Genomic DNA, 18,545 nt, shown 5'->3' on the forward strand with positions numbered 1-18,545 from the left:
CTGCAAAGGAGACGGACCCCATGCCAGGCAGCGGAGCTGTCACCCGCAACACCCTTCGCCAGCAGATCGCGGACGCGCTGCGCGACGAGGTGCTGGCGGGACGCCTGCCCGCGGGCGGGGAGTTCACGGTCAAACAGATCGCCGAGCAGTACGAGGTCTCCGCGACCCCGGTGCGCGAGGCGCTGGTGGACCTCTCCGCCCAGGGGCTGCTCGAATCCGTCCAGCACCGCGGCTTCCGGGTTAAGGCGTTCACCGTCGAGGACTTCCGCGGCATGATCGAGGCGCGCAAGCTGATCGCGGATGGGATCTTCCGGCAGCTGGTCGAACGAGGCACCGGGCCGGGCTGCGGGGAGAAGCTGGTCTCGGTGCGCCGCCGGGCCGAAGAGGCACAGAGGGCCGCGGAGAGCGGCTCGCTGGAGGTCCTGATCGGCTACGACCTGCGGTTCTGGCGGGAGCTGGGCGAATTGCTCGGCAACCCGTACATCAGCGAGTTCCTGCACCGGATCCGGGTGCACTGCTGGGTCTTCGCCGTGCCGTACCTGCAGCGGGAGGCGGACTTCCGGAGCCTCCTGTGGTGCGGGCACATCCGGCTGCTGGACGCGGTGACCCGGGGCGACGCGGAAGAGGCGCGCCTGCTGGTGCAGGAGTACAACCAGAGCGGCCTGGACTGGGCGGCGCGGCTTCCGGAGACCGGGTACCCGCCGAGACCCCGGCCCGGCGCCCGGCCGGGGGTCCGGCCCGGCGTCCGGCCCGCGGTCTGAGCCGAACGGGTGCCGCCGACCCCTTCGCGGAGCGTGTCCGGCGCACTACGCTGGCCCGACCAGCGGAACGGCTGACTCGACGACCGATCGGAGCCCGCGTGGCCTGTGACCTGTGGCTCGTTCCCCTTGTCGACGTGCTGTGCCACAGCCCCGACAACCCCTTCGCGGAAGAGATCGCCGCCTACGACAAGGCACTCGGCGCGGCCGGGCTGCCCTCCGTGCCGGTCTTCGCCTACATGCCGGGCCTGTCGGGCGACGTGGCCCCGGTGGCCGGCTTCGACTACGACGCCCTGCACTTCCTGCGCCGGGCCTACCTGCTGCAGATCTGCGGGCTGCCGGTGACCCCGGTGGACGAGCTCGGCGGCGACTACGAGCAGCTCCTGGAGATGTTCGAGGCCACGGCGCAGGAGTCGCACCTGGTCTGGCACTACGACCACGCGGGTGCCTACGTACCGGTGGACTTCGCGGCTCCGCTGGCCAACGAGGAGCTGCTGGCCGGCGGAGGACCGCTGGGCTCGGCACAGGGCCTGCTGCGGGAGCTGGTCTTCGTGGCCCCGGCGATCGGGATCGACCCGGTCAATCCGCCGGCGGCCCCGGCGCCGCCGGGACGGGCGACCTCTCTGGAGGAGCCCGCGGGGCCGATTCCGTACGACGACAGCCCCTTCGCGCGCGAGCGGCACGTGTGGCTGGGTCTGCACGCGGCGGCCACACGGAGCCTGGGGCAGGGCTCGATGATCATCTTCAGCTGAGCGGGGCCCGGTACGGGGCGCCCCGGGCGGGCCGGGAACCGGCGCCGGACGCGGCACCGGGGACGGGCACCAGGAACCGGCACCAGGAAGCCGACACCGGGGAAGGGCACCAGGAAACCGGCACCGGAACGCGGCACCCGGGAACCGGTGACGGCGATCCGGTGCCCGCGATTCAGCGGGGCTGCTCCGGCGGGCGCTGCCTCGGCATGTTCGGCCGGGTCCCCGGAGGCAGCGGGAAGCGGCCCGGGTGGCCCCCCGGCTCCGGGATGCGCGGGGCGGCGCCCGGCAGGGACTGCATCACCAGCGGCGCCGGTCCGGCACGGAACTCGACCATCCAGTCTGCCGTCTCGGACCGCACCAGGTCGCTGATGTCCTCGGAGAACCGGCGCAGCACGGTCAGGCACCGCTCGGCCGCCTCGCTCGCCGTCCCCTCGGTCGGGCCGAGCACCTCCCGCACGTTCTCCGAGGCCCAGTCGAACTGCAGGGTCTGCAGCCGGCGCTGCACCGCCTGGGCGGTGGCCACGTCCCGCATCCACCCGGAGGTGAGCCCGAAGAACCGGTCGCAGGCCAGGCAGGCTCCCGCGAGCAGCAGGGAGAGGTACCCGTACGCCGACGCGCCGGGCGCCGAGCCGGTCAGCTCCAGCAACGGCATCGAGGCGCCCGCGACCGCGCCGAGGGCGGCCCCGGCACGCAGCAGCCGGGCCCCGCGGCGCTTCCACGCCCGGTCGGACATGTACCACTCCGCGGTGCGCAGCGCATCGGCCTCGACCCGCCGGTAGAGCTCGTCGAGCCGCTCCGCGGGCTCGCCCCAGTCCCCGAGGGGGAACGGCCGGCCGGTCAGATCGCCCGCCGGCCGTCCCCTGCTGGCGCCCTCGCTGTTGCCTTCCTCCCGGGGATCCCGGGGTGGCCCCTCGGGCTGCATCTCCGGCTGGCTCACCCGGCACTCCCTCTGCCTGCGCTGACTGTGGTGGTGCGCGTGTGCGCAATGGTGCGCATGCTCGTCCATGCTCTTCCTACCTCCGAATGGCGGGCCATGGGCAACGAATCCCGGGATTTCCGCCCGCAAGGAGGTCTTGATCAGGTATCTGCGCGCAGTGTCTCTCACTCGAAAGAGTTGGTCCTCACGGTGTAGGGCGCGGGGGCCGGGGAAGCCGTAGGCTCGGTTTGACCGAACGCTTTGACCCGACGCTTTGACCCGACGCAGCGAACTCAGGAGTGAACCGTGATCCCCGGTGGTGGCCAGCCCAACATGCAGCAGCTGCTCCAGCAGGCCCAGAAGATGCAGCAGGACCTCGCCGCGGCGCAGGAGGCCCTGGCTGCGGCCGAGGTCGAGGGCCAGTCCGGCGGCGGGCTCGTCAAGGCCACGGTGACCGGTTCCGGTGAGCTGAAGGCACTGGTGATCGACCCGAAGGTGGTGGACCCGGAGGACACGGAGACGCTCGCCGACCTGGTGGTGGCGGCGGTCCAGGCGGCCAACGAGAATGCGCAGCAGCTCCAGCAGCAGAAGCTGGGTCCGCTGGCGCAGGGCCTCGGCGGCGGCTCGGGCATTCCCGGCCTCCCGTTCTGACGACCTCCCCCACCGAACCCGATCCATCCCGCAGGAAGAAGGCAGTCCGTTGTACGAAGGCGTGGTCCAGGACCTGATCGACGAGCTGGGCAGGCTGCCCGGCGTCGGGCCCAAGAGCGCGCAGCGGATCGCCTTCCACATCCTGCAGGCCGAGCCGACGGACGTGCGCCGTCTGGCGAAGGCCCTGCTGGAGGTCAAGGAGAGGGTCCGGTTCTGCGCGGTGTGCGGGAACGTGGCGCAGGAGGAGCTGTGTGCCGTCTGCCGCGACCCGCGCCGCGACACCACGGTGATCTGTGTGGTGGAGGAGCCCAAGGACGTGGTCGCGATCGAGCGGACCCGTGAGTTCCGGGGCAAGTACCACGTACTGGGCGGGGCGATCAGCCCGATCGAGGGCGTCGGCCCGGACGACCTGCGGGTCCGTGAGCTGCTCGCGCGGCTCGCGGACGGCACGGTGACCGAGCTGATCCTGGCCACCGACCCGAACCTGGAGGGCGAGGCCACCGCCACCTACCTCGCCCGGATGATCAAGCCGATGGGCCTCAAGGTCACCCGCCTGGCCAGCGGCCTCCCGGTGGGAGGGGATCTGGAGTACGCGGACGAGGTCACGCTCGGGCGGGCCTTTGAAGGAAGGCGACTTCTTGATGTCTGACGCAACGCTGCACGCCCTGGCACAGGATCCGGACGACTTCGCCGTCCAGATCGCCGATCAGATCGAGTCCTTCATCGTCGCGGTCACCGAGGTGGCCAAGGGCGAGGACCCGGACAGCGCGGTGCCCTTCCTGCTGCTGGAGGTGTCCCAGCTGCTGCTGGCGGGCGGGCGGCTGGGCGCGTACGAGGACGTGCTGCCCGACGAGCGGTACGAGCCCGACCTCGGCCCGGAGCCGGACGTGGACGAGCTCCGGGAGCGGTTCGCGTACCTGCTGGACCCGGTGGACGTCTACTCCGAGGTGTTCGACCCGTACGAGCCCCGCAAGGCGCCGGTGGCGCACCGGATCTCCGACGACATCGCCGACGTGGTCGCCGACCTGCGGCACGGCCTGGCCCATTACCGGGCGGGCCGCACCACCGAGGCGCTGTGGTGGTGGCAGTTCTCGTACTTCACCAACTGGGGCACCACCGCCTCGGCCTGCCTGCGGGCCCTCCAGTCGCTGGTGGCGCACGTACGGCTGAACCAGCCGCTGGAGGACCTGCACGGCCTGGACACGGACGAGGACCTGGCCGAGGACGACCTCGCCGAGCAGGCGGGTGCGGTCATGGTCCAGGAGCTTGGGAACCTGGGCCGCCGCCGGGCCCGCTCCTAGCCGAAGGACTTCGCCGACTGATCATCCGCTGAACCGCATGTCTCATGATGTGGTACACGCGGGTCGGATGCCGGTCGCTCGTTAGACTGGCCCGCGGCCGCAGTACCGACTGCGGACGTAATGGACTGAGCGAGGAGCGCACGTGGGCCTTGTCGTGCAGAAGTACGGAGGCTCCTCCGTAGCCGATGCCGAGGGCATCAAGCGCGTCGCCAAGCGGATCGTCGATGCCAAGAAGAACGGCCACCAGGTGGTGGTCGTGGTGTCTGCGATGGGCGACACGACGGACGAGCTGATCGATCTCGCCGAGCAGGTATCCCCGATGCCTGCCGGGCGTGAGTTCGACATGCTGCTGACCGCCGGAGAGCGGATCTCCATGGCCCTGCTGGCCATGGCGATCAAAAACCTGGGCCACGAGGCCCAGTCGTTCACCGGCAGCCAGGCAGGCGTGATCACCGACTCGGTCCACAACAAAGCGCGCATCATCGATGTCACGCCGGGCCGTATCCGCACCGCGCTGGACGAGGGCAACATCGCCATCGTCGCCGGCTTCCAGGGTGTGTCCGCCGATTCCAAGGACATCACCACCCTCGGCCGCGGAGGTTCCGACACCACCGCCGTGGCGCTGGCCGCCGCGCTGGACGCCGAGGTCTGCGAGATCTACACGGACGTCGACGGCGTCTTCACCGCCGACCCGCGCGTGGTGAAGAAGGCCCGGAAGATCGACTGGATCTCCTCCGAGGACATGCTGGAGCTGGCCGCCTCCGGCTCCAAGGTGCTGCTGCACCGCTGCGTGGAGTACGCGCGCCGCTACAACATCCCGATCCACGTCCGTTCGTCCTTCTCGGGACTGCCGGGCACCTGGGTCAGCAACGAAGAGCCCGAGTCGCAAGGGGACCAGCAGGTGGAGCACGCCATCATCTCCGGAGTCGCCCACGACGTCTCCGAAGCCAAGATCACGGTCGTCGGTGTTCCGGACAAGCCGGGCGAGGCGGCGGCGATCTTCCGTGCCATCGCGGACGCCGAGATCAACATCGACATGATCGTGCAGAACGTGTCCGCCGCGGCGACCGGTCTGACCGACATCTCCTTCACCCTCCCCAAGACCGAGGGCCACAAGGCCATCGAGGCGCTGGAGAAGGCGAAGGCGGCGATCGGCTTCGACTCGCTCCGCTACGACGACCAGATCGGCAAGATCTCCCTGGTCGGCGCTGGCATGAAGACCAACCCGGGCGTCACCGCCTCCTTCTTCCAGGCGCTGTCCGACGCGGGCGTCAACATCGAGCTGATCTCCACCTCGGAGATCCGCATCTCGGTGGTCACCCGCCAGGACGACGTGAACGCCGCCGTCGTCGCCGTGCACACGGCCTTCGGCCTGGACTCCGACAGCGACGAGGCCGTCGTCTACGGAGGCACCGGACGATGACCGCCGACCGGTCCTCCCGCCCGGCGCTCGCCGTGGTGGGGGCGACCGGGGCAGTCGGATCCGTTTTGCTCCGGATCCTGCCCACTCGGGCGGACCTCTGGGGCGCCATACGCCTGATCGCCTCCTCGCGCTCGGCCGGCCGAAGGCTGGCCGTCCGCGGGGAGGAGACCGAGGTGCTCGCCCTGTCCGATGACGCCTTCGACGGCCTCGGGCAGGGCGACGTCGTCGTTTTCCTGACCCCGGCGGAGGTCTCCGCCCGCTGGGCCCCGGCGGTGACCGCGCGCGGCGCCACGGCCGTCGACACCTCCGCCGCGTTCCGGCTGGACCCCGAGGTGCCCCTGGTGGTGCCGGAGATCAACGCGCACGCCGCGCGGACCCGGCCGCGCGGGATCGTCGCGGGTCCGGACTGCGTCACCGCCGCCATGACCGCCGCGGTGGGCGCGCTGCACGCCGCGTACTCCCTCACCGGGCTGACCGTCTCCTCGTACCAGGCGGCGGGCGGCGCCGGGCGGGCCGGCGCCGAGGCGCTGCGCCGTCAGCTGTCGCTGGTCGCCGGGACCGGTCTCGGCGAGGCTCCCGGGGACGTACGCAGGGCCGTGGGGGAGGACACCGGGCCCTTCGCGGCTCCGCTGGCCCTCAACGTGGTGCCCTGGTCGGGCGAGCTGCGGGAGGACGGCTGGTCCTCGCACGAGCTCGCGGTACGCGCGGAGACCCGGCGCATCCTGGGGCTGCCCGCGCTTCCGGTCTCCGTCACCTGTGTCCAGGTTCCCGTGGTGACGGGGCATTCGCTGACCGTCCGGGCCCGCTTCGGGGAGCGGGTGACCGCGGCCGGGGCCCGCGAGGTCCTGGAGACCGCCCCGGGCGTGGTGCTCGTCGACGACCCGGCGGCGGGCGAGTTCCCCACGCCCGCGGACGCGGCGGGGACCGATCCGGCCTGGGTGGGACGGGTGCGGGTCTCGCTCGACGATCCGCACGTGCTGGAGTTCTTCGTCTGCGCGGACAATTTGCGCAAAGGGGCCGCTCTGAATGCCACTCAGATCGCGGAACTGATCGTGGGTGAATTCGCGTAAATCGCTTTGTAGGATCATCGCCGATGCCTTGATCAAGGTGATGGCCCGACTGCCACCTGGAGAAAACGGGGCAATCGGGAAGAGCGGGTGCGTATGAGGGCAAGGGGAGAATTGCTGTTGAGTATGCCTCGCGCGTACAACCCTGACGGGGGGACGCGTGTCCAACTGGCGTGGCAGAGGCACTACTCGACTTCGCCGTTGTCCCGGTGCGCAGCGGAATCGTTCCGCAGCCCCGGCGCTCACGCATCCCCGGAACCGGTGGGTTCCCTGTGATCGTGCCCGAGAAGACGGCCGGCTCACCGACCACCCGAGGCGGCCGCGTGCCGTCCCCCAGAGACAGCGCGGAGGGCGCCCCGGGCGCCCCGGGCTCCGGGAACACCGACCAGGCGGCCGCCGTGACCGCTGACGGAGGTGTCGTCGCGGGCACCACGGTCGACCACCTCACGGAGACCTACCGGACGCACTACCGCTCGCTGCTCGGCCTGGCCGCGCTCCTCCTCGACGACACGGCCTCCTGCGAGGACGTGGTCCAGGAGGCGTTCATCCGCGTCCACTCGGCCCGCAGCAGGGTGCGCGACCGGGAGAAGACCCTGGCGTACCTCCGCCAGACCGTGGTCAACCTCTCGCGGTCCACGCTGCGCCGCCGCATCCTCGGTCTCAAGCTGCTCTCCAAGCCCATGCCGAACATGGCGAGCGCGGAGGAGGGGGCGTACGACCAGCTGGAGCGGGAGGACCTGATCAAGGCGATGCGCGGGATCCAGCGGCGGCAGCGCGAGGTCCTGGTGCTGCGGTACTTCGCGGACATGACCGAAGCGCAGGTGGCCGAGACGCTCGGCCTGTCCCTGGGCTCGGTGAAGGCGTACGGATCGCGGGGCATTGCCGCGCTGCGGGTGGCGATGGAGGCCCAGACGTGACGGAACCGAACATCCCCGGCGGCTCGGCCGAAGCCGAGCTGCGCAACCTCTTCCACGGGGCGGTCAGCAGTCTGGAGCCGTCCGAGGACGCGCTCGACCGGCTGCGCTACGCCGTCCCGCGGCGACGGGCCCGCAAGCGGCGGGCGCTGATCGGCGCGGCGGTCGCGGTGGTGCTGGCCGGCGCCGCCGGCATTCCCGCGGCGCTGCAGCTGACGTCGGGCCAGGGCGCTTCCCAGGGCACCAAGACGGTCGCCGGCCACGGCCAGGGCACCGACGGCGAGACCGACGGCGGAGACCCGAACCTCGCCAAGCCGGGCGGGGGCAAGGGCAAGGCCTCGAAGTCGCCCGGCAAGGGCAAGGGCAGCCCCGAACCGGGGAAGCCCGACCCCAAGGACACGCAGGACCCGCACCCCCGGGACAACGGAACCTCGGGTACCGCGCCCGGCGGCGGCGACCCCTCCACGGGCAAGCCCTCAGGGAAGGGCAAGACCGTCCCGCTGCCGCCCGCCTCGGCTCCGGCCGCCCCGCAGTGCAGCCCGAACCAGCTGGGCGCGGTCGCGGACACCCAGACCCCCGACGCGGACGGGAAGGTGTACGGCTCCTTCCGTGTCACCAACGTGTCCTCCCAGGGATGCGTGGTGACCGGGGTGGGGGTCGTGACGGCGGTGGGGGCCGGCTCCGGCGGCAGCGGATCGGTGCCGGTCGTGCGGCACACCGAGAACGACCCGGCGTCCGGGCTGACTCCGCCGTCGTCTTCCGCCGAGTCGCTGATGCTCCCGCCGAACACGGCGTACGAGGTGCAGTTCGCCTGGGTGCCCAACGAGGACCCCTGTCCCGGCGGGACGCCCGACTCGACGAGGACGGCGGGCACGGGGACGGACGGCGGAGCCGAGGGCGCGACCGGCACGGACACCCTGAACGGCCAGACCGGTGAGGGCCTCTCGGTCTCCCACACGGCACAGCCGGGGGCTCCCGAGACCCGGACGACGATCCCGTCGGCCTGCGGCACCGGGACCGTCTACCGGACGGGCGTCATTCCGGTCGCGTAGCCGTAGCCGCCGCCCCGGCCGGGGCCGCTGCGGCGGTCCCGGCATCCGTGCTTTCGGCCTCGGTTCCGGCCTCGGCGGTTCCGGCCGTCACGGTTCCGGACTCAGTGGTTCCGGCCTCCGCGCTCCCCGCGGACGGCCCGGGCTCGGCCAGGCCGGCCTCCGCGTCGCGGATGGCCTCCACCTCACGGCGGTAGAGCCGGAACCACATGAACAGCACGAAGGCGGAGAAGACGAACCACTCGCCGGTGTAGCCGAGGTTCTGGAAGGCCTTCAGGTCCAGCCCGGTGTCGGACGGGGCCGCGGCCGGGACCGGGGTCAGACCGTCCGCGCCGGTCTGCACGGTCACCCAGGCGTCGTACAGCTCGTACGGCACCAGGTTCACCAGGGAAGCCGCCCCGATCACCCCGAGCTGTCCGGCGGGCAGACCGCCGGACGCGTGAACGCCCTTGGTGCCGGAGTTCTCCGGGGCCTGCAGGGCGCCGGTGACCTCGACCCGGCCGGCCGGCGGCGCGGGGGCCCGACCGGCGTCCGCCGCGCCCGGCAGCCAGCCGCGCACCACGGGCAGGGTCCGGCCGCCGTCGGTCCGCAGCAGGGTCAGCACGTAGAAACCGGACTTCCCGTCCAGGCCGCGCTCCGGTACCAGGAACTGTTCGGCGTACTCGCCGGACGCGGTCGCGAGCCGCCCGGAGGTCTTCTTGTCCACCGGCAGCAGCGAGTCCAGCGGCGTGGCCGTCTCCGCGCCGGGCCGGCCGGAGGTGGCCTCCCGGTGCGTGTCGACGCGGTCCTCGAACCGGCCGAGCTGCCACGTCCCCATGAAGAGGCAGAAGGGGACGGACAGCACGGCGAAGACGTTGATCCCCCACCACCGCGGGGTCAGCAGAAACCGGTGCACCCCTCCACCGTACGGGCCTGCCGCCGGTGCCCGGCCCCCGGGGCGGACCGGAAGGATCCGGACCCCGGAAACCGGAAGCCGGGCCCGGGCACCGGCCCCCTACGGCGCCAGGTGCCTCAGGGCGAAGTCGATCTCCATCCGGACCTGCTTGATCCGCTCCTCCACCACCAGCGAGCCGTGCCCCGCGTCGTAGCGGTACACCTCGTGGACGGCGCCGCGGCCGGCCAGCCGGTCGACGTAGTTGTCGATCTGCCGGATCGGGCAGCGCGGGTCGTTGACCCCGGCGGCGATGTACACGGGGGCGCTGACCGCCTCCACGTACGTCAGCGGGGACGAGGCCGCGAAACGCTCCGGGACCTCCTCCGGGGTGCCGCCGAACAGGGTCCGGTCGAGCGCCTTCAGCGCCTCCATCTCGTCGTGGTACGCCGTCACGTAGTCGGCGACCGGTACGGCGGCCAGCCCGACCGCCCAGTCCCCGGGCCGGGTGCCGAGGCCCAGGAGGGTCAGGTAGCCGCCCCAGGAGCCGCCCGACAGGACCAGCCGGGCCGGGTCGGCGAGGCCCGAGGCCACCGCCCACTCGCGGACCGCCGAGATGTCCTCCAGCTCGATCAGGCCCACCCGGTGCTTGAGCGCGTCGGTCCATTCGCGGCCGTAGCCGGTCGATCCCCGGTAGTTGACCCGGACCACCGCGAAGCCGTGGTCGAGCCAGGCCGCCGGGGCGGCGGCGAAGGAGTCGCTGTCGTGCCAGGCGGGTCCTCCGTGGATTTCGAAGACCGTCGGGAACGGGCCCTCGCCGTGCCCCACGGGACGCTGCGCGAGCGCGTGGACCCGTCCGCCCGGACCGTCCACCCACACGTCCTCGACGGGCAGGGAACCGGGTGCGGTCATGCCGGGCGCGTCGAGCACGATGCCGCCGGCGGTGGACCGTACCGAGGACGGCTGGGCGGCCGAGGACCACAGGTACTCGACGGTGCCGTCGGGGCGGGCGGTCGCACCGGACACGGTCCCGGGCGGGGTGTCGACGCGGACCAGATCGCGCGTGACCGGGTCGAACCGCCACAGCTCGCTGCGCGCCTCGTAGCCGTGCTCGACCAGCAGGGCGCTGCCGTCCGGGTACCACTGCGCGCCGACGTCGCCGGGCAGGTCGAGCGCCAGCTCCGTCTCGGTGCCGGCGGCCACGTCCCAGATCATCGGCTCCCAGCGGCCGCGCCGCTGGTGGCCGACGAGCAGCCGGGTGTCCCCGGCGACCGGGGCGAAGCCCAGGACCTCCAGGCCGAGCTCCTCGGAGCCGCCCTTGGTGTCGTCGAGTTCCGCGACGGTGCCGCCGTCGAGGGTGACCACGCGCAGGGACGCGTGCATGGCGTCACCGTGCTCGGTGTGCTCGATCGCGATCAGGGTGCCGTCGTACGAGAGGTCGCCGACGCCCGCCGACTCGCGGTGCCGGTAGATCTCCACGGGGGCCGTGCCGTCGGCGCGGGCGACATGGATGGTGGTGCCGTCCTCGTCGGTGGAGCGGCCCACGACGGCGGTCCCGTCGCGGCCGATGGCCAGACCGGCCGGGTAGGAAGGGGCGAGGCCGGGGGCGGCGGGCTCGTCGGGTCCGCCGGCGAAGGGCTGGCGGACCCAGGTGCCGAACTCGTCGCCGTCGGTGTCGGAGAACCACCAGATCCACTCGCCGTCGGGGGAGAGGGTGCCGTCGGTGGTGCCGTTGGGCCGGTCGGTGGCCTGCCGGCGGGTGCCGGTGGCGCGGTCCCAGGCGTAGAGCTCGTAGGTGCCGGTGGCGTTCGATACGAACAGCGACCGGTCCGGGGCGTCCTCCGCCCAGTCGGGCAGGCCCACGCGCGGAGCGCGGAAGCGCTTCTCCCAGTCGGGCATGTCGTTGGTGGTCATGTCCTCCATTCTGTCGGGATGCCGACTGGGCCGAACGGGGGGAGAGTGGACCTCGTACGCCCCTCGAGCTCCGAGTCGAGTGCGGTGCGCCCTCCGAGGAGGAGTGATCATGGCCAAGAAGGCTCGTACCGGGAAGACCGGCCACCAGGATTCAGAGCAGGCAATGGCGAAGAACACGGCGGCCGAGGCACGGGCCAGGGCCGCGGTCAAAGATGTAGCGCAGTCGCTCTCGGCGAAGACCAGGGGCTTGCACCAGAAGGCTCAGGCCAAGCGCGGCTGAGTTTCGGCACAGGTGGCCCGACCTGCGGCTTCGATCAGGAGTCGCAGGTCAGGTCTGTGGTAGGGGAGGACGGGTGGGCCCATGCTGATGATCGTCCGCGGGGCGCGGCTGTACGCGGGGCAGGGCCGGGTCGAGCCCGGCTTGTTCGACGTCGAGGTGGCGGAGGGCGGGCACGTCGCACGGGTGGTCCCGTCCGACGACCAGAAGGAGCCGCCCGCCACCGGCACGCTGATCGAGGCGCACGGCGCGCTGCTCAGCGCACCGTTCGTGGAGCCGCACATCCACCTGGACACCGCCCTGACCGCGGGGGAACCGCGCTGGAACGCCTCGGGCACGCTGTGGGAGGGCATCGCCTGCTGGAGCGAGCGGAAGCGGACGCTGACCCGCCAGGACGTGGTCGACCGGGCCACGGAGGTGCTGCGCTGGCAGGCGGCGCAGGGCGTGCTCCACGTCCGGACGCACTGTGATGTGACGGACGAGGGGCTGGTGGCCCTGGAGGCGCTGACCGAGGTCCGTGACCGGGTGCGGGACGTGATGACCCTGCAGATCGTCGCCTTTCCGCAGGAGGGTGTGATCTCCTACCCGGGCGGTGAGCGGCTGCTGCGCGAGGCCGTCGCCCGGGGCGCGGACGTGGTCGGCGCGATCCCGCACTTCGAGGACACCCGGGAGGACGGGGTGGCCTCGCTGCACCTGGCCTTCGCGCTGGCCGAGGAGCACGGACTGCGGGTCGACGCGCACTGCGACGAGATCGACGACGAACAGTCGCGGTTCGTCGAGGTCCTGGCCGCCCTGGCCCTGCGGTCCGGGCTCCGGGACCGCGCCACGGCCTCGCACACGACGGCGATGGGCTCGTACAACGGCGCGTACAGCTACAAACTCCAGCGGCTGCTGGCACGCTCCGGCATCAACCTGGTGGCCAACCCGTTCGCCAACCTCAACCTGCAGGGCCGGTTCGACGACTACCCCAAGCGCCGGGGCATGACCCAGGTGAAGGAGATGCTGGCGGCCGGGGTGAACGTGGCCTTCGGTCACGACGACGTCATGGACCCGTGGAACGCCCTGGGCACCGCCAACCCGCTGCAGACCGCACTGGTCGGGCTGTACGCGGCCCAGCTCACCGGCGCCGACGAGATCCCGACGGCATTCGCGATGATCACCGACCGCGCCGCCGCGGTGCTCGGCATCTCCGAGGAGTACGGCGTCCGGCCAGGCAATCCCGCCGACTTCGTCCTGCTGCCCGCCCCGTCCCCCGCGGAGGCGGTCCGCCGCCAGGTCCGGCCCCGGTACGTGGTCTCCCGGGGCCGGGTGGTGGCGCGGACCCCCGCCACCCCGACCCGGCTGACCTGGCCCGGACAGGATCCGGCCGACGTCGACTTCACCCGGTAGGGCCGAGGGCTTTCGGACCCGGGGCTCCGGGCTTCCGGGCTTCCGGGCTTCCGGGCTCAGGGCTCGAAGCGGTAGCCCATCCCCGGCTCGGTGATCAGGTACCGGGGGTGGGAGGGGTCCGCCTCCAGCTTGCGCCTCAGCTGCGCCATGTAGACCCGCAGGTAGTTGGTGTTGTCCGAGTAGGTAGGCCCCCAGACCTCCAGCAGCAGCTTCCGCTGGGAGACCAGGTGCCCCGGATGGCTGATGAGGATCTCCAGCAAGTGCCACTCGGTCGGGGTCAGCCGGACGGCCAGGTCGCCGCGCCGCACCTTCTTGGCGGCGAGGTCCACCGTGAAGTCCTCGGTGTCGACCACGGCGGGGGAGGCGTCGGCCGCGGCTTCCGCACGGCGCCGGGTCGCCGCCCGGAGCCGGGCCAGCAGCTCGTCCATGCTGAACGGCTTCGTCACGTAGTCGTCGGCTCCGGCGTCCAGGGCCCGGATCTTCTCCTCGGAGGTGTGCCGGGCCGACAGGACCAGGATCGGCGACCTGCTCCAGCCCCGCACGCTCCTGATCACCTCGACGCCGTCCATGTCCGGCAGGCCGAGGTCGAGCAGGACGACGTCCGGCGGGCGGGCGGCGGCGAGCCGGACCGCGGCCGCCCCGTCGGAGGCCACCTGCACCTCGAACTTCCGGGCCTGAAGGTTGATCTTGAGTGCGCGGAGGAGCTGGGGGTCGTCTTCCACCACGAGCACCCGGGTCATGAGGTGTGCGGCCCTTCGCCCATCGTGAGCTCCCGATGAAGTGATGAAGTGATGAAGTCATTGCGTCATGAAGTGCGGAGACGTCTGCCGGCCGCCGCGGAGCGGGCCGAGACCCGAGCAAACCGCGAGCTCACGCGCGGCATAAGAGCCTTTGACGTGGTCCATACGGACACGGCTCAACTCTTGACGCCCGCCTGACGCCTGACGCCTGACGCCTGACGCCTACCGCCTACCGCCTGACGCCTACCGCCTGACGCCATGACTGCGGTCAGCCCTGCTCCCCACCCGCCCCCTGGACGGTCTGCAGCGCGGCCCCGGCCTGCGCCGCCAGTGCGACCGCCACCCGCCTGGCCTGCAGCGGCGGCAGCGCGCCCGGGACCGGATCGAGGACGAAGCGGCCGTACGGGTGACCGGCCGCGGTGACGGGCAGCTCGACCTGCTCGTCGGGCCAACGGTCCGGCCAGTAGGTGCACTCGGCGTCATCGGTGCCCAGGCCCAGCCAGACGGTCCCGCCGTGCTCCAGCCGCGGCAGCCGGCCGGCCGGCCGCGCCGCCGGGTGACCGTGCCCGGCGTGCGGCTCGGGTTCGAACCGGGCGCCCCGCAGCCCCAGCAACTGCACCAGCTCCCCCCGCACGTGCTCGACCAGCTCGCCCGGCCCGGTGCCCTCCTCGGTGAGCCGTACGGTCCCCTCCAGCCGGGCCAGGTCGGCTTCGTCGGCACGCACCTCGCCCTGCAGGGTCCTTGCCCGCACCGCGATCTGCCCGACGATCAGGCCCGTGACCAGCAGCAGGACGGCGGTCTGCAGTTCGTCGCCGTTCTCGACGGTGAACTGCCCGTACGGACGGGTGAGGAAGAAGTCGAACCAGGCGGCCGCGGACAGCGCGGCGAGTCCGCCGGCCGCCCGGGTGCCGAGTGCCGCGACCGCGACCACCACGATGACCAGGATCAGGGCCTCGTTCGTCGCCGACAGGTTCTCCCGGAACGGCACCAGCAGGAGGGCCACCAGGAAGGGGGCCACCACCGCGGCCGCGAGCGCGGCCCGGTCACGCAGTCGGTTCCCGGACATCGCGTGCCTCCTGTCCGGACGGGCGGTCCGTGCGTTCGGGCGTCCTGGCGTCACAACCTGGCCCGCTCCACGCTGCCAGGGACCGCCCGCCCGCGCGAGCGCAGCAGGACCGCATCCGGAGTAGCGACAGGGGCCGGAGGTGTCAGTGGCCGGGAGTGAGACCTCTGAGCTTGTCGGGGTTTACCTGGAAGCGCAGGTGCTGGATGCGGCCGTCGACCAGGTCGAAGCAGAGCGCGCCGATGGGGTGACCGCCCATGGCGAACAGGATGGACTGCTGGCCGTTGATGTCGGCGGACTCCGAGGTCATGCCCTGGAGCTCCGGCTTGGCGAGAACACCCAGCATCCAGCGGGCGACCGGGTCCAGACCGTGCAGGGGGCGGCGGGCCGCGGTGACCTTGCCGCCGCCGTCGGCCCAGGCGGTGACGTCGGGGGCGAGCAGGGCCATGACGGCGTTGAGGTCGCCGCCGGCGCAAGCCGCCAGGAACCGTTCCGTGACCTGCTGCCGCTCGGCAGCATCGGTGTCGTGGCGCGGGCGGCGGGCCTGGACGTGCGAGCGGGCGCGGCGGGCGATCTGGCGGATCGTCGCTTCCGGCCGGTCGAGGGTCTCCGCGATCTCGGCGTGCGAGTAGCCGAAGACTTCACGCAGCAGGAAGACCGCCCGCTCGACGGGGCCGAGCGTTTCGAGGACCACCAGCATTGCCATGGAGACGCTGTCGGCCAACTCTGCCTCCTCGGCGATGTCGGGGGTGGTGAGCCAGGGTTCGGGGAGCCACTGGCCGACGTAGGACTCGCGCGTCGCCCGGGCCGACGTCAGCCGGTTGATGGAGAGGTTGGTGACCGTACGGACCAGATAGGCACGAGGGTTGCCGACTTGGGACCGGTCGGCCCCGGACCAGGTGAGCCAGGTGTCCTGGAGGACGTCCTCGGCGTCGGCGACGCTGCCGAGCATCCGGTAGGCGGTGGCGAACAGCAGCCGGCGGTGCTGCGTGAAGGGGTCGGCGGGCACGCCGGGACCGGCGGACGTTGATTTGATCATGAGTCGTCAGGCTGCCAGGGGCCCGCTCTGCCCGGCAATGGCCGGTCGGTCGGCGAGTGCACGGAGCGCGGTGGCGCACCCCTCGTGGGTGGGGGCCCAGCCGAGTTCGCGCCGGGCCTTGCCATTGGCCAGTCGCAGGTTGGCCGACATGATGGTGTGCGCCAGCCGGGCGGGCTTGAGCAGCCAGAGCGGCACGGTCATCGGGGCCGGGGTGCCGAAGGCCCTGGCGACTTCCCGCACGTGCGAGCCGAAGCCGATCGGGGTGTCGTCCGCGATGTTGTAAGCCTGGCCGGCCGCTCCGGGATGGGCCAGCGCGAGGAGGACGGCGCGCGCCGCGTCCTCGATGTCCACCCAGGACAGTGCGCGGCCCTTGTCCGGCACGACCGGCAGCGCTCGCCGGCGCAGCATCGGCAGGACGGTGGTGTCGGTGGCCCCGGCGCCGTAGAACAGACCGAACCGCAGGCTCACCCCCTCGATGCCGTCCGCGCCGAAGGCCAGCTCCTCCTTGATCCGCAGCGCGCCGATGTGCCGCTCCAGCCACGGATCGGCGCCCCGCGGGCCGAACAGGACGCCCTCCTCGGTCAGCTTCGCGTCGCCGTGGTCCCCGTAGCCGTAGCCGAACATCATCGACTCGACGACGAACCTTCGTGCACCGGTCTCCCGTGCCGCCGCGAGCAGATTGGCCGTGCCCTTGGTACGCAGGAGATTGGTGGGCTCCATGTCCTGGTGGCGCGTCATCGACTTGTTCTGCAGCGCGGTCGCCGCGTGCACCACCGCGTCGAAGCCGTACCCCTCGACGGCGCGCAGGACCGCTTCGCGATCCAGCAGATCGGCGCGCAGCGTGTTCTCCGCGCCCCTCCCGAGTCCCGCGACCTCGTGCCCGGCCACGGCCAGCTCCCGCACGATCTGCCTGCCCAGCGCACCACTCGCACCCGCCAGCAGAACCTTCATCGCCGTGTCTCCCGTCGTCTCATCGTGCCGTCGCTCCGGGCTCCGGCGTCCCGGTGACATCCATGGGACAGAGGGGGCCGCCAGGACGTGACAGGCCGGAACCGTGACCCGCGTCACCCCTCCCTTGGCGTGTCGTGTGGCCCGGGTCACGTCCGCGGCCTGTCACGTTCGGCGCGGGCTGCTTGTCCCATGGCCGTCACCGGCGCCGAAGCCGGTGCCCGACCTCGGGAGATTGAGATGATCAACGGCCACCACGTCGTCGTTCTCGGCGCGGGCTACACGGGCATGTTCGCCGCCATCCGGCTGGCCCACCGCACCCGCCGCGCCGGTGTGAGGATCACCCTGGTCAACCCTTCGGCCCGGTTCGTCGAGCGGCTGCGGATGCACCAGATCGCCGCCGGGCAGAAGCTGGCCGACCACCGGATCCCCGACCTCCTCGCCGGTACGGGCGTCACGTTCGTCCAGGGCACCGCCGCCGCCATCGACCCCGAAGCCCGGCGTGTCACCGTCGACGGCGCCGCCGCGCCCCTCGCCTACGACACGCTCGTCTACGCAGTGGGCAGCGCGACCGACACCGCCAAGGTCCCCGGCGCCGACACCCACGCGTACACCCTCAACGGCCCCGAACGCGCCGGCCGGTTCGCCGAGCGGCTCGCCCGGCTCGCCGGGACCGGAGGCGGTGCCGTCGCCGTGTGCGGCGGCGGCCTGACCGGCATCGAGGCGGCCACGGAGATCGCGGAGGCCCACCCGGGGCTGAACGTCACCCTGGTCAGCGCGGAAGAGCCCGGCTCCATGATGGGCGACAAGGCCCGGGCGTACCTGCACCGCGCCCTTCACCGCCTCGGCATCACCCTCGAGACCGGCGTCCGGGTCGCGAAGGTGATGCCCGGCGCGATCGAGCTCGCCGATGGCCGACGCATCCGCTCCGACCTCTGCCTGTGGACCGCGGGCGTCAAGGTCCCGCCGCTGGCCGCCGACGCCGGCATCGCCACCGACGACCACGGCTTGATCCTGACCGACGCCACGCTGCGGTCGGTGTCCCACCCGGAGATCCACGCCGTCGGTGACGCCGCCGCCGTCCGCCTCGCCTACGGGCAGCTCCACGGCTCCTGCCAGAGCGGCCTGCCGACCGCCCAGTACACCGCGGACACGATCGCGCGGCTGCTGCGCGGCAAGTCCGTGAAGCCGTTCCGCTTCGGCTACTTTCACCAGCCGGTCAGCCTCGGCCGGCGGGACGCCGTCATCCAGTTCACCAGGGCCGACTTCACCCCGGTCGGCATGCGCCTCACCGGGCGCGGCGCCGTCTGGTACAAGGAGCTGGTCAGCGGCAGCCCCCTGATGACGTACCGCTACAGCAAGCGCATGAACGTCACGACCGTTGTCTCCAAGGGCGGCCGCGCCACCCGCACGTCCGCCGCATGAGAGCGGCGACTACCAGGGTGGCCCGCAAAACCACTCAGGGGCCCGACC

19 protein-coding genes are annotated in these 18,545 nt (G+C 72.2%); 12 read left to right on the top strand and 7 right to left on the bottom strand.

Annotated features, from left to right (window positions below):
- The first annotated feature begins 20 nt into the window (after nt 1-20).
- Nucleotides 21-761: a GntR family transcriptional regulator gene (locus tag ACGFQ9_RS09090; RefSeq protein WP_393572713.1), complete on the top strand. Its 741-nt coding sequence runs from the start codon at nt 21-23 to the stop codon at nt 759-761.
- A 98-nt stretch (nt 762-859) separates the two neighbouring features.
- Nucleotides 860-1,510 carry a hypothetical protein gene (locus ACGFQ9_RS09095; RefSeq protein WP_393572715.1) on the top strand — a complete coding sequence of 217 codons (651 nt, stop codon included), beginning with the start codon at nt 860-862 and terminating at the stop codon, nt 1,508-1,510.
- 172 nt (nt 1,511-1,682) lie between these two features.
- Here ACGFQ9_RS09095 and ACGFQ9_RS09100 read toward each other — a convergent pair whose 3' ends face one another.
- Nucleotides 1,683-2,447 carry an SLATT domain-containing protein gene (locus ACGFQ9_RS09100; protein ID WP_393572717.1) on the bottom strand — a complete coding sequence of 255 codons (765 nt, stop codon included), beginning with the start codon at nt 2,445-2,447 and terminating at the stop codon, nt 1,683-1,685.
- 285 nt (nt 2,448-2,732) lie between these two features.
- Here ACGFQ9_RS09100 and ACGFQ9_RS09105 point away from each other — a divergent pair, with 285 nt between their 5' ends.
- The 7 genes from ACGFQ9_RS09105 (at nt 2,733) to ACGFQ9_RS09135 (ending at nt 8,834) form a co-directional block, all read left to right on the top strand.
- A complete protein-coding gene (locus ACGFQ9_RS09105; RefSeq protein WP_393572719.1) occupies nt 2,733-3,077 on the top strand; it encodes a YbaB/EbfC family nucleoid-associated protein in 345 nt (114 codons plus the stop codon).
- 49 nt (nt 3,078-3,126) lie between these two features.
- Nucleotides 3,127-3,726, top strand: a complete 600-nt coding sequence (gene recR / locus ACGFQ9_RS09110; protein WP_393572721.1) for a recombination mediator RecR — start codon at nt 3,127-3,129, stop codon at nt 3,724-3,726.
- Nucleotides 3,719-4,378: a DUF5063 domain-containing protein gene (locus ACGFQ9_RS09115; RefSeq protein ID WP_393572723.1), complete on the top strand. Its 660-nt coding sequence runs from the start codon at nt 3,719-3,721 to the stop codon at nt 4,376-4,378. Before recR ends, ACGFQ9_RS09115 begins: the two co-directional genes overlap by 8 nt.
- A gap of 142 nt (nt 4,379-4,520) precedes the next feature.
- Nucleotides 4,521-5,801: an aspartate kinase gene (locus ACGFQ9_RS09120; RefSeq protein ID WP_393572724.1), complete on the top strand. Its 1,281-nt coding sequence runs from the start codon at nt 4,521-4,523 to the stop codon at nt 5,799-5,801.
- Nucleotides 5,798-6,871 (top strand): aspartate-semialdehyde dehydrogenase, encoded by a 1,074-nt coding sequence (locus tag ACGFQ9_RS09125; protein ID WP_393572726.1) that lies wholly within the window; start codon nt 5,798-5,800, stop codon nt 6,869-6,871. The genes ACGFQ9_RS09120 and ACGFQ9_RS09125 overlap by 4 nt, the downstream gene beginning before the upstream one ends.
- Before the next feature lie 245 nt (nt 6,872-7,116).
- The gene (locus tag ACGFQ9_RS09130; protein WP_393573021.1) at nt 7,117-7,785 is read left to right on the top strand and encodes a SigE family RNA polymerase sigma factor; all 669 of its coding nucleotides are present in this window, start codon (nt 7,117-7,119) and stop codon (nt 7,783-7,785) included.
- Nucleotides 7,782-8,834, top strand: coding sequence for a hypothetical protein (locus tag ACGFQ9_RS09135; protein ID WP_393572728.1), 1,053 nt, complete (start codon nt 7,782-7,784; stop codon nt 8,832-8,834). The genes ACGFQ9_RS09130 and ACGFQ9_RS09135 overlap by 4 nt, the downstream gene beginning before the upstream one ends.
- Here ACGFQ9_RS09135 and ACGFQ9_RS09140 read toward each other — a convergent pair.
- Both ACGFQ9_RS09140 and ACGFQ9_RS09145 read right to left on the bottom strand, forming a co-directional pair.
- The gene (locus ACGFQ9_RS09140) at nt 8,818-9,726 is read right to left on the bottom strand and encodes an SURF1 family protein (protein ID WP_393572730.1); all 909 of its coding nucleotides are present in this window, start codon (nt 9,724-9,726) and stop codon (nt 8,818-8,820) included. The two genes, ACGFQ9_RS09135 and ACGFQ9_RS09140, sit on opposite strands and share 17 nt — an antisense overlap.
- Nucleotides 9,727-9,825: 99 nt before the next feature.
- Nucleotides 9,826-11,616: a prolyl oligopeptidase family serine peptidase gene (locus ACGFQ9_RS09145; protein WP_393572731.1), complete on the bottom strand. Its 1,791-nt coding sequence runs from the start codon at nt 11,614-11,616 to the stop codon at nt 9,826-9,828.
- A gap of 109 nt (nt 11,617-11,725) precedes the next feature.
- Here ACGFQ9_RS09145 and ACGFQ9_RS09150 point away from each other — a divergent pair, with 109 nt between their 5' ends.
- The gene (locus ACGFQ9_RS09150; RefSeq protein ID WP_393572733.1) at nt 11,726-11,896 is read left to right on the top strand and encodes a hypothetical protein; all 171 of its coding nucleotides are present in this window, start codon (nt 11,726-11,728) and stop codon (nt 11,894-11,896) included.
- Nucleotides 11,897-11,977: 81 nt separating this feature from the next.
- On the top strand, nt 11,978-13,282 hold the full coding sequence (codA, locus tag ACGFQ9_RS09155) for a cytosine deaminase (protein WP_393572735.1): 1,305 nt from the start codon (nt 11,978-11,980) through the stop codon (nt 13,280-13,282).
- Between the two features lie 56 nt (nt 13,283-13,338).
- Here codA and ACGFQ9_RS09160 read toward each other — a convergent pair whose 3' ends face one another.
- The 4 genes from ACGFQ9_RS09160 to ACGFQ9_RS09175 form a co-directional block, all read right to left on the bottom strand.
- Nucleotides 13,339-14,022, bottom strand: a complete 684-nt coding sequence (locus ACGFQ9_RS09160) for a response regulator (protein WP_393572736.1) — start codon at nt 14,020-14,022, stop codon at nt 13,339-13,341.
- A 268-nt stretch (nt 14,023-14,290) separates the two neighbouring features.
- A complete protein-coding gene (locus ACGFQ9_RS09165; RefSeq protein ID WP_393572738.1) occupies nt 14,291-15,088 on the bottom strand; it encodes a DUF4118 domain-containing protein in 798 nt (265 codons plus the stop codon).
- 142 nt (nt 15,089-15,230) lie between these two features.
- Nucleotides 15,231-16,124 (bottom strand): RNA polymerase sigma-70 factor, encoded by an 894-nt coding sequence (locus ACGFQ9_RS09170; RefSeq protein WP_393572739.1) that lies wholly within the window; start codon nt 16,122-16,124, stop codon nt 15,231-15,233.
- A gap of 6 nt (nt 16,125-16,130) precedes the next feature.
- Nucleotides 16,131-17,075, bottom strand: coding sequence for an NAD-dependent epimerase/dehydratase family protein (locus tag ACGFQ9_RS09175; protein ID WP_393572741.1), 945 nt, complete (start codon nt 17,073-17,075; stop codon nt 16,131-16,133).
- 237 nt (nt 17,076-17,312) lie between these two features.
- Here ACGFQ9_RS09175 and ACGFQ9_RS09180 point away from each other — a divergent pair, with 237 nt between their 5' ends.
- The gene (locus ACGFQ9_RS09180; protein WP_393572743.1) at nt 17,313-18,497 is read left to right on the top strand and encodes an NAD(P)/FAD-dependent oxidoreductase; all 1,185 of its coding nucleotides are present in this window, start codon (nt 17,313-17,315) and stop codon (nt 18,495-18,497) included.
- The last annotated feature ends 48 nt before the right edge of the window (nt 18,498-18,545 follow it).

Source organism: Streptomyces sp. NPDC048603 (assembly GCF_043199475.1).
In the GTDB taxonomy this organism is placed as follows: Bacteria; Actinomycetota; Actinomycetes; order Streptomycetales; family Streptomycetaceae; genus Streptomyces.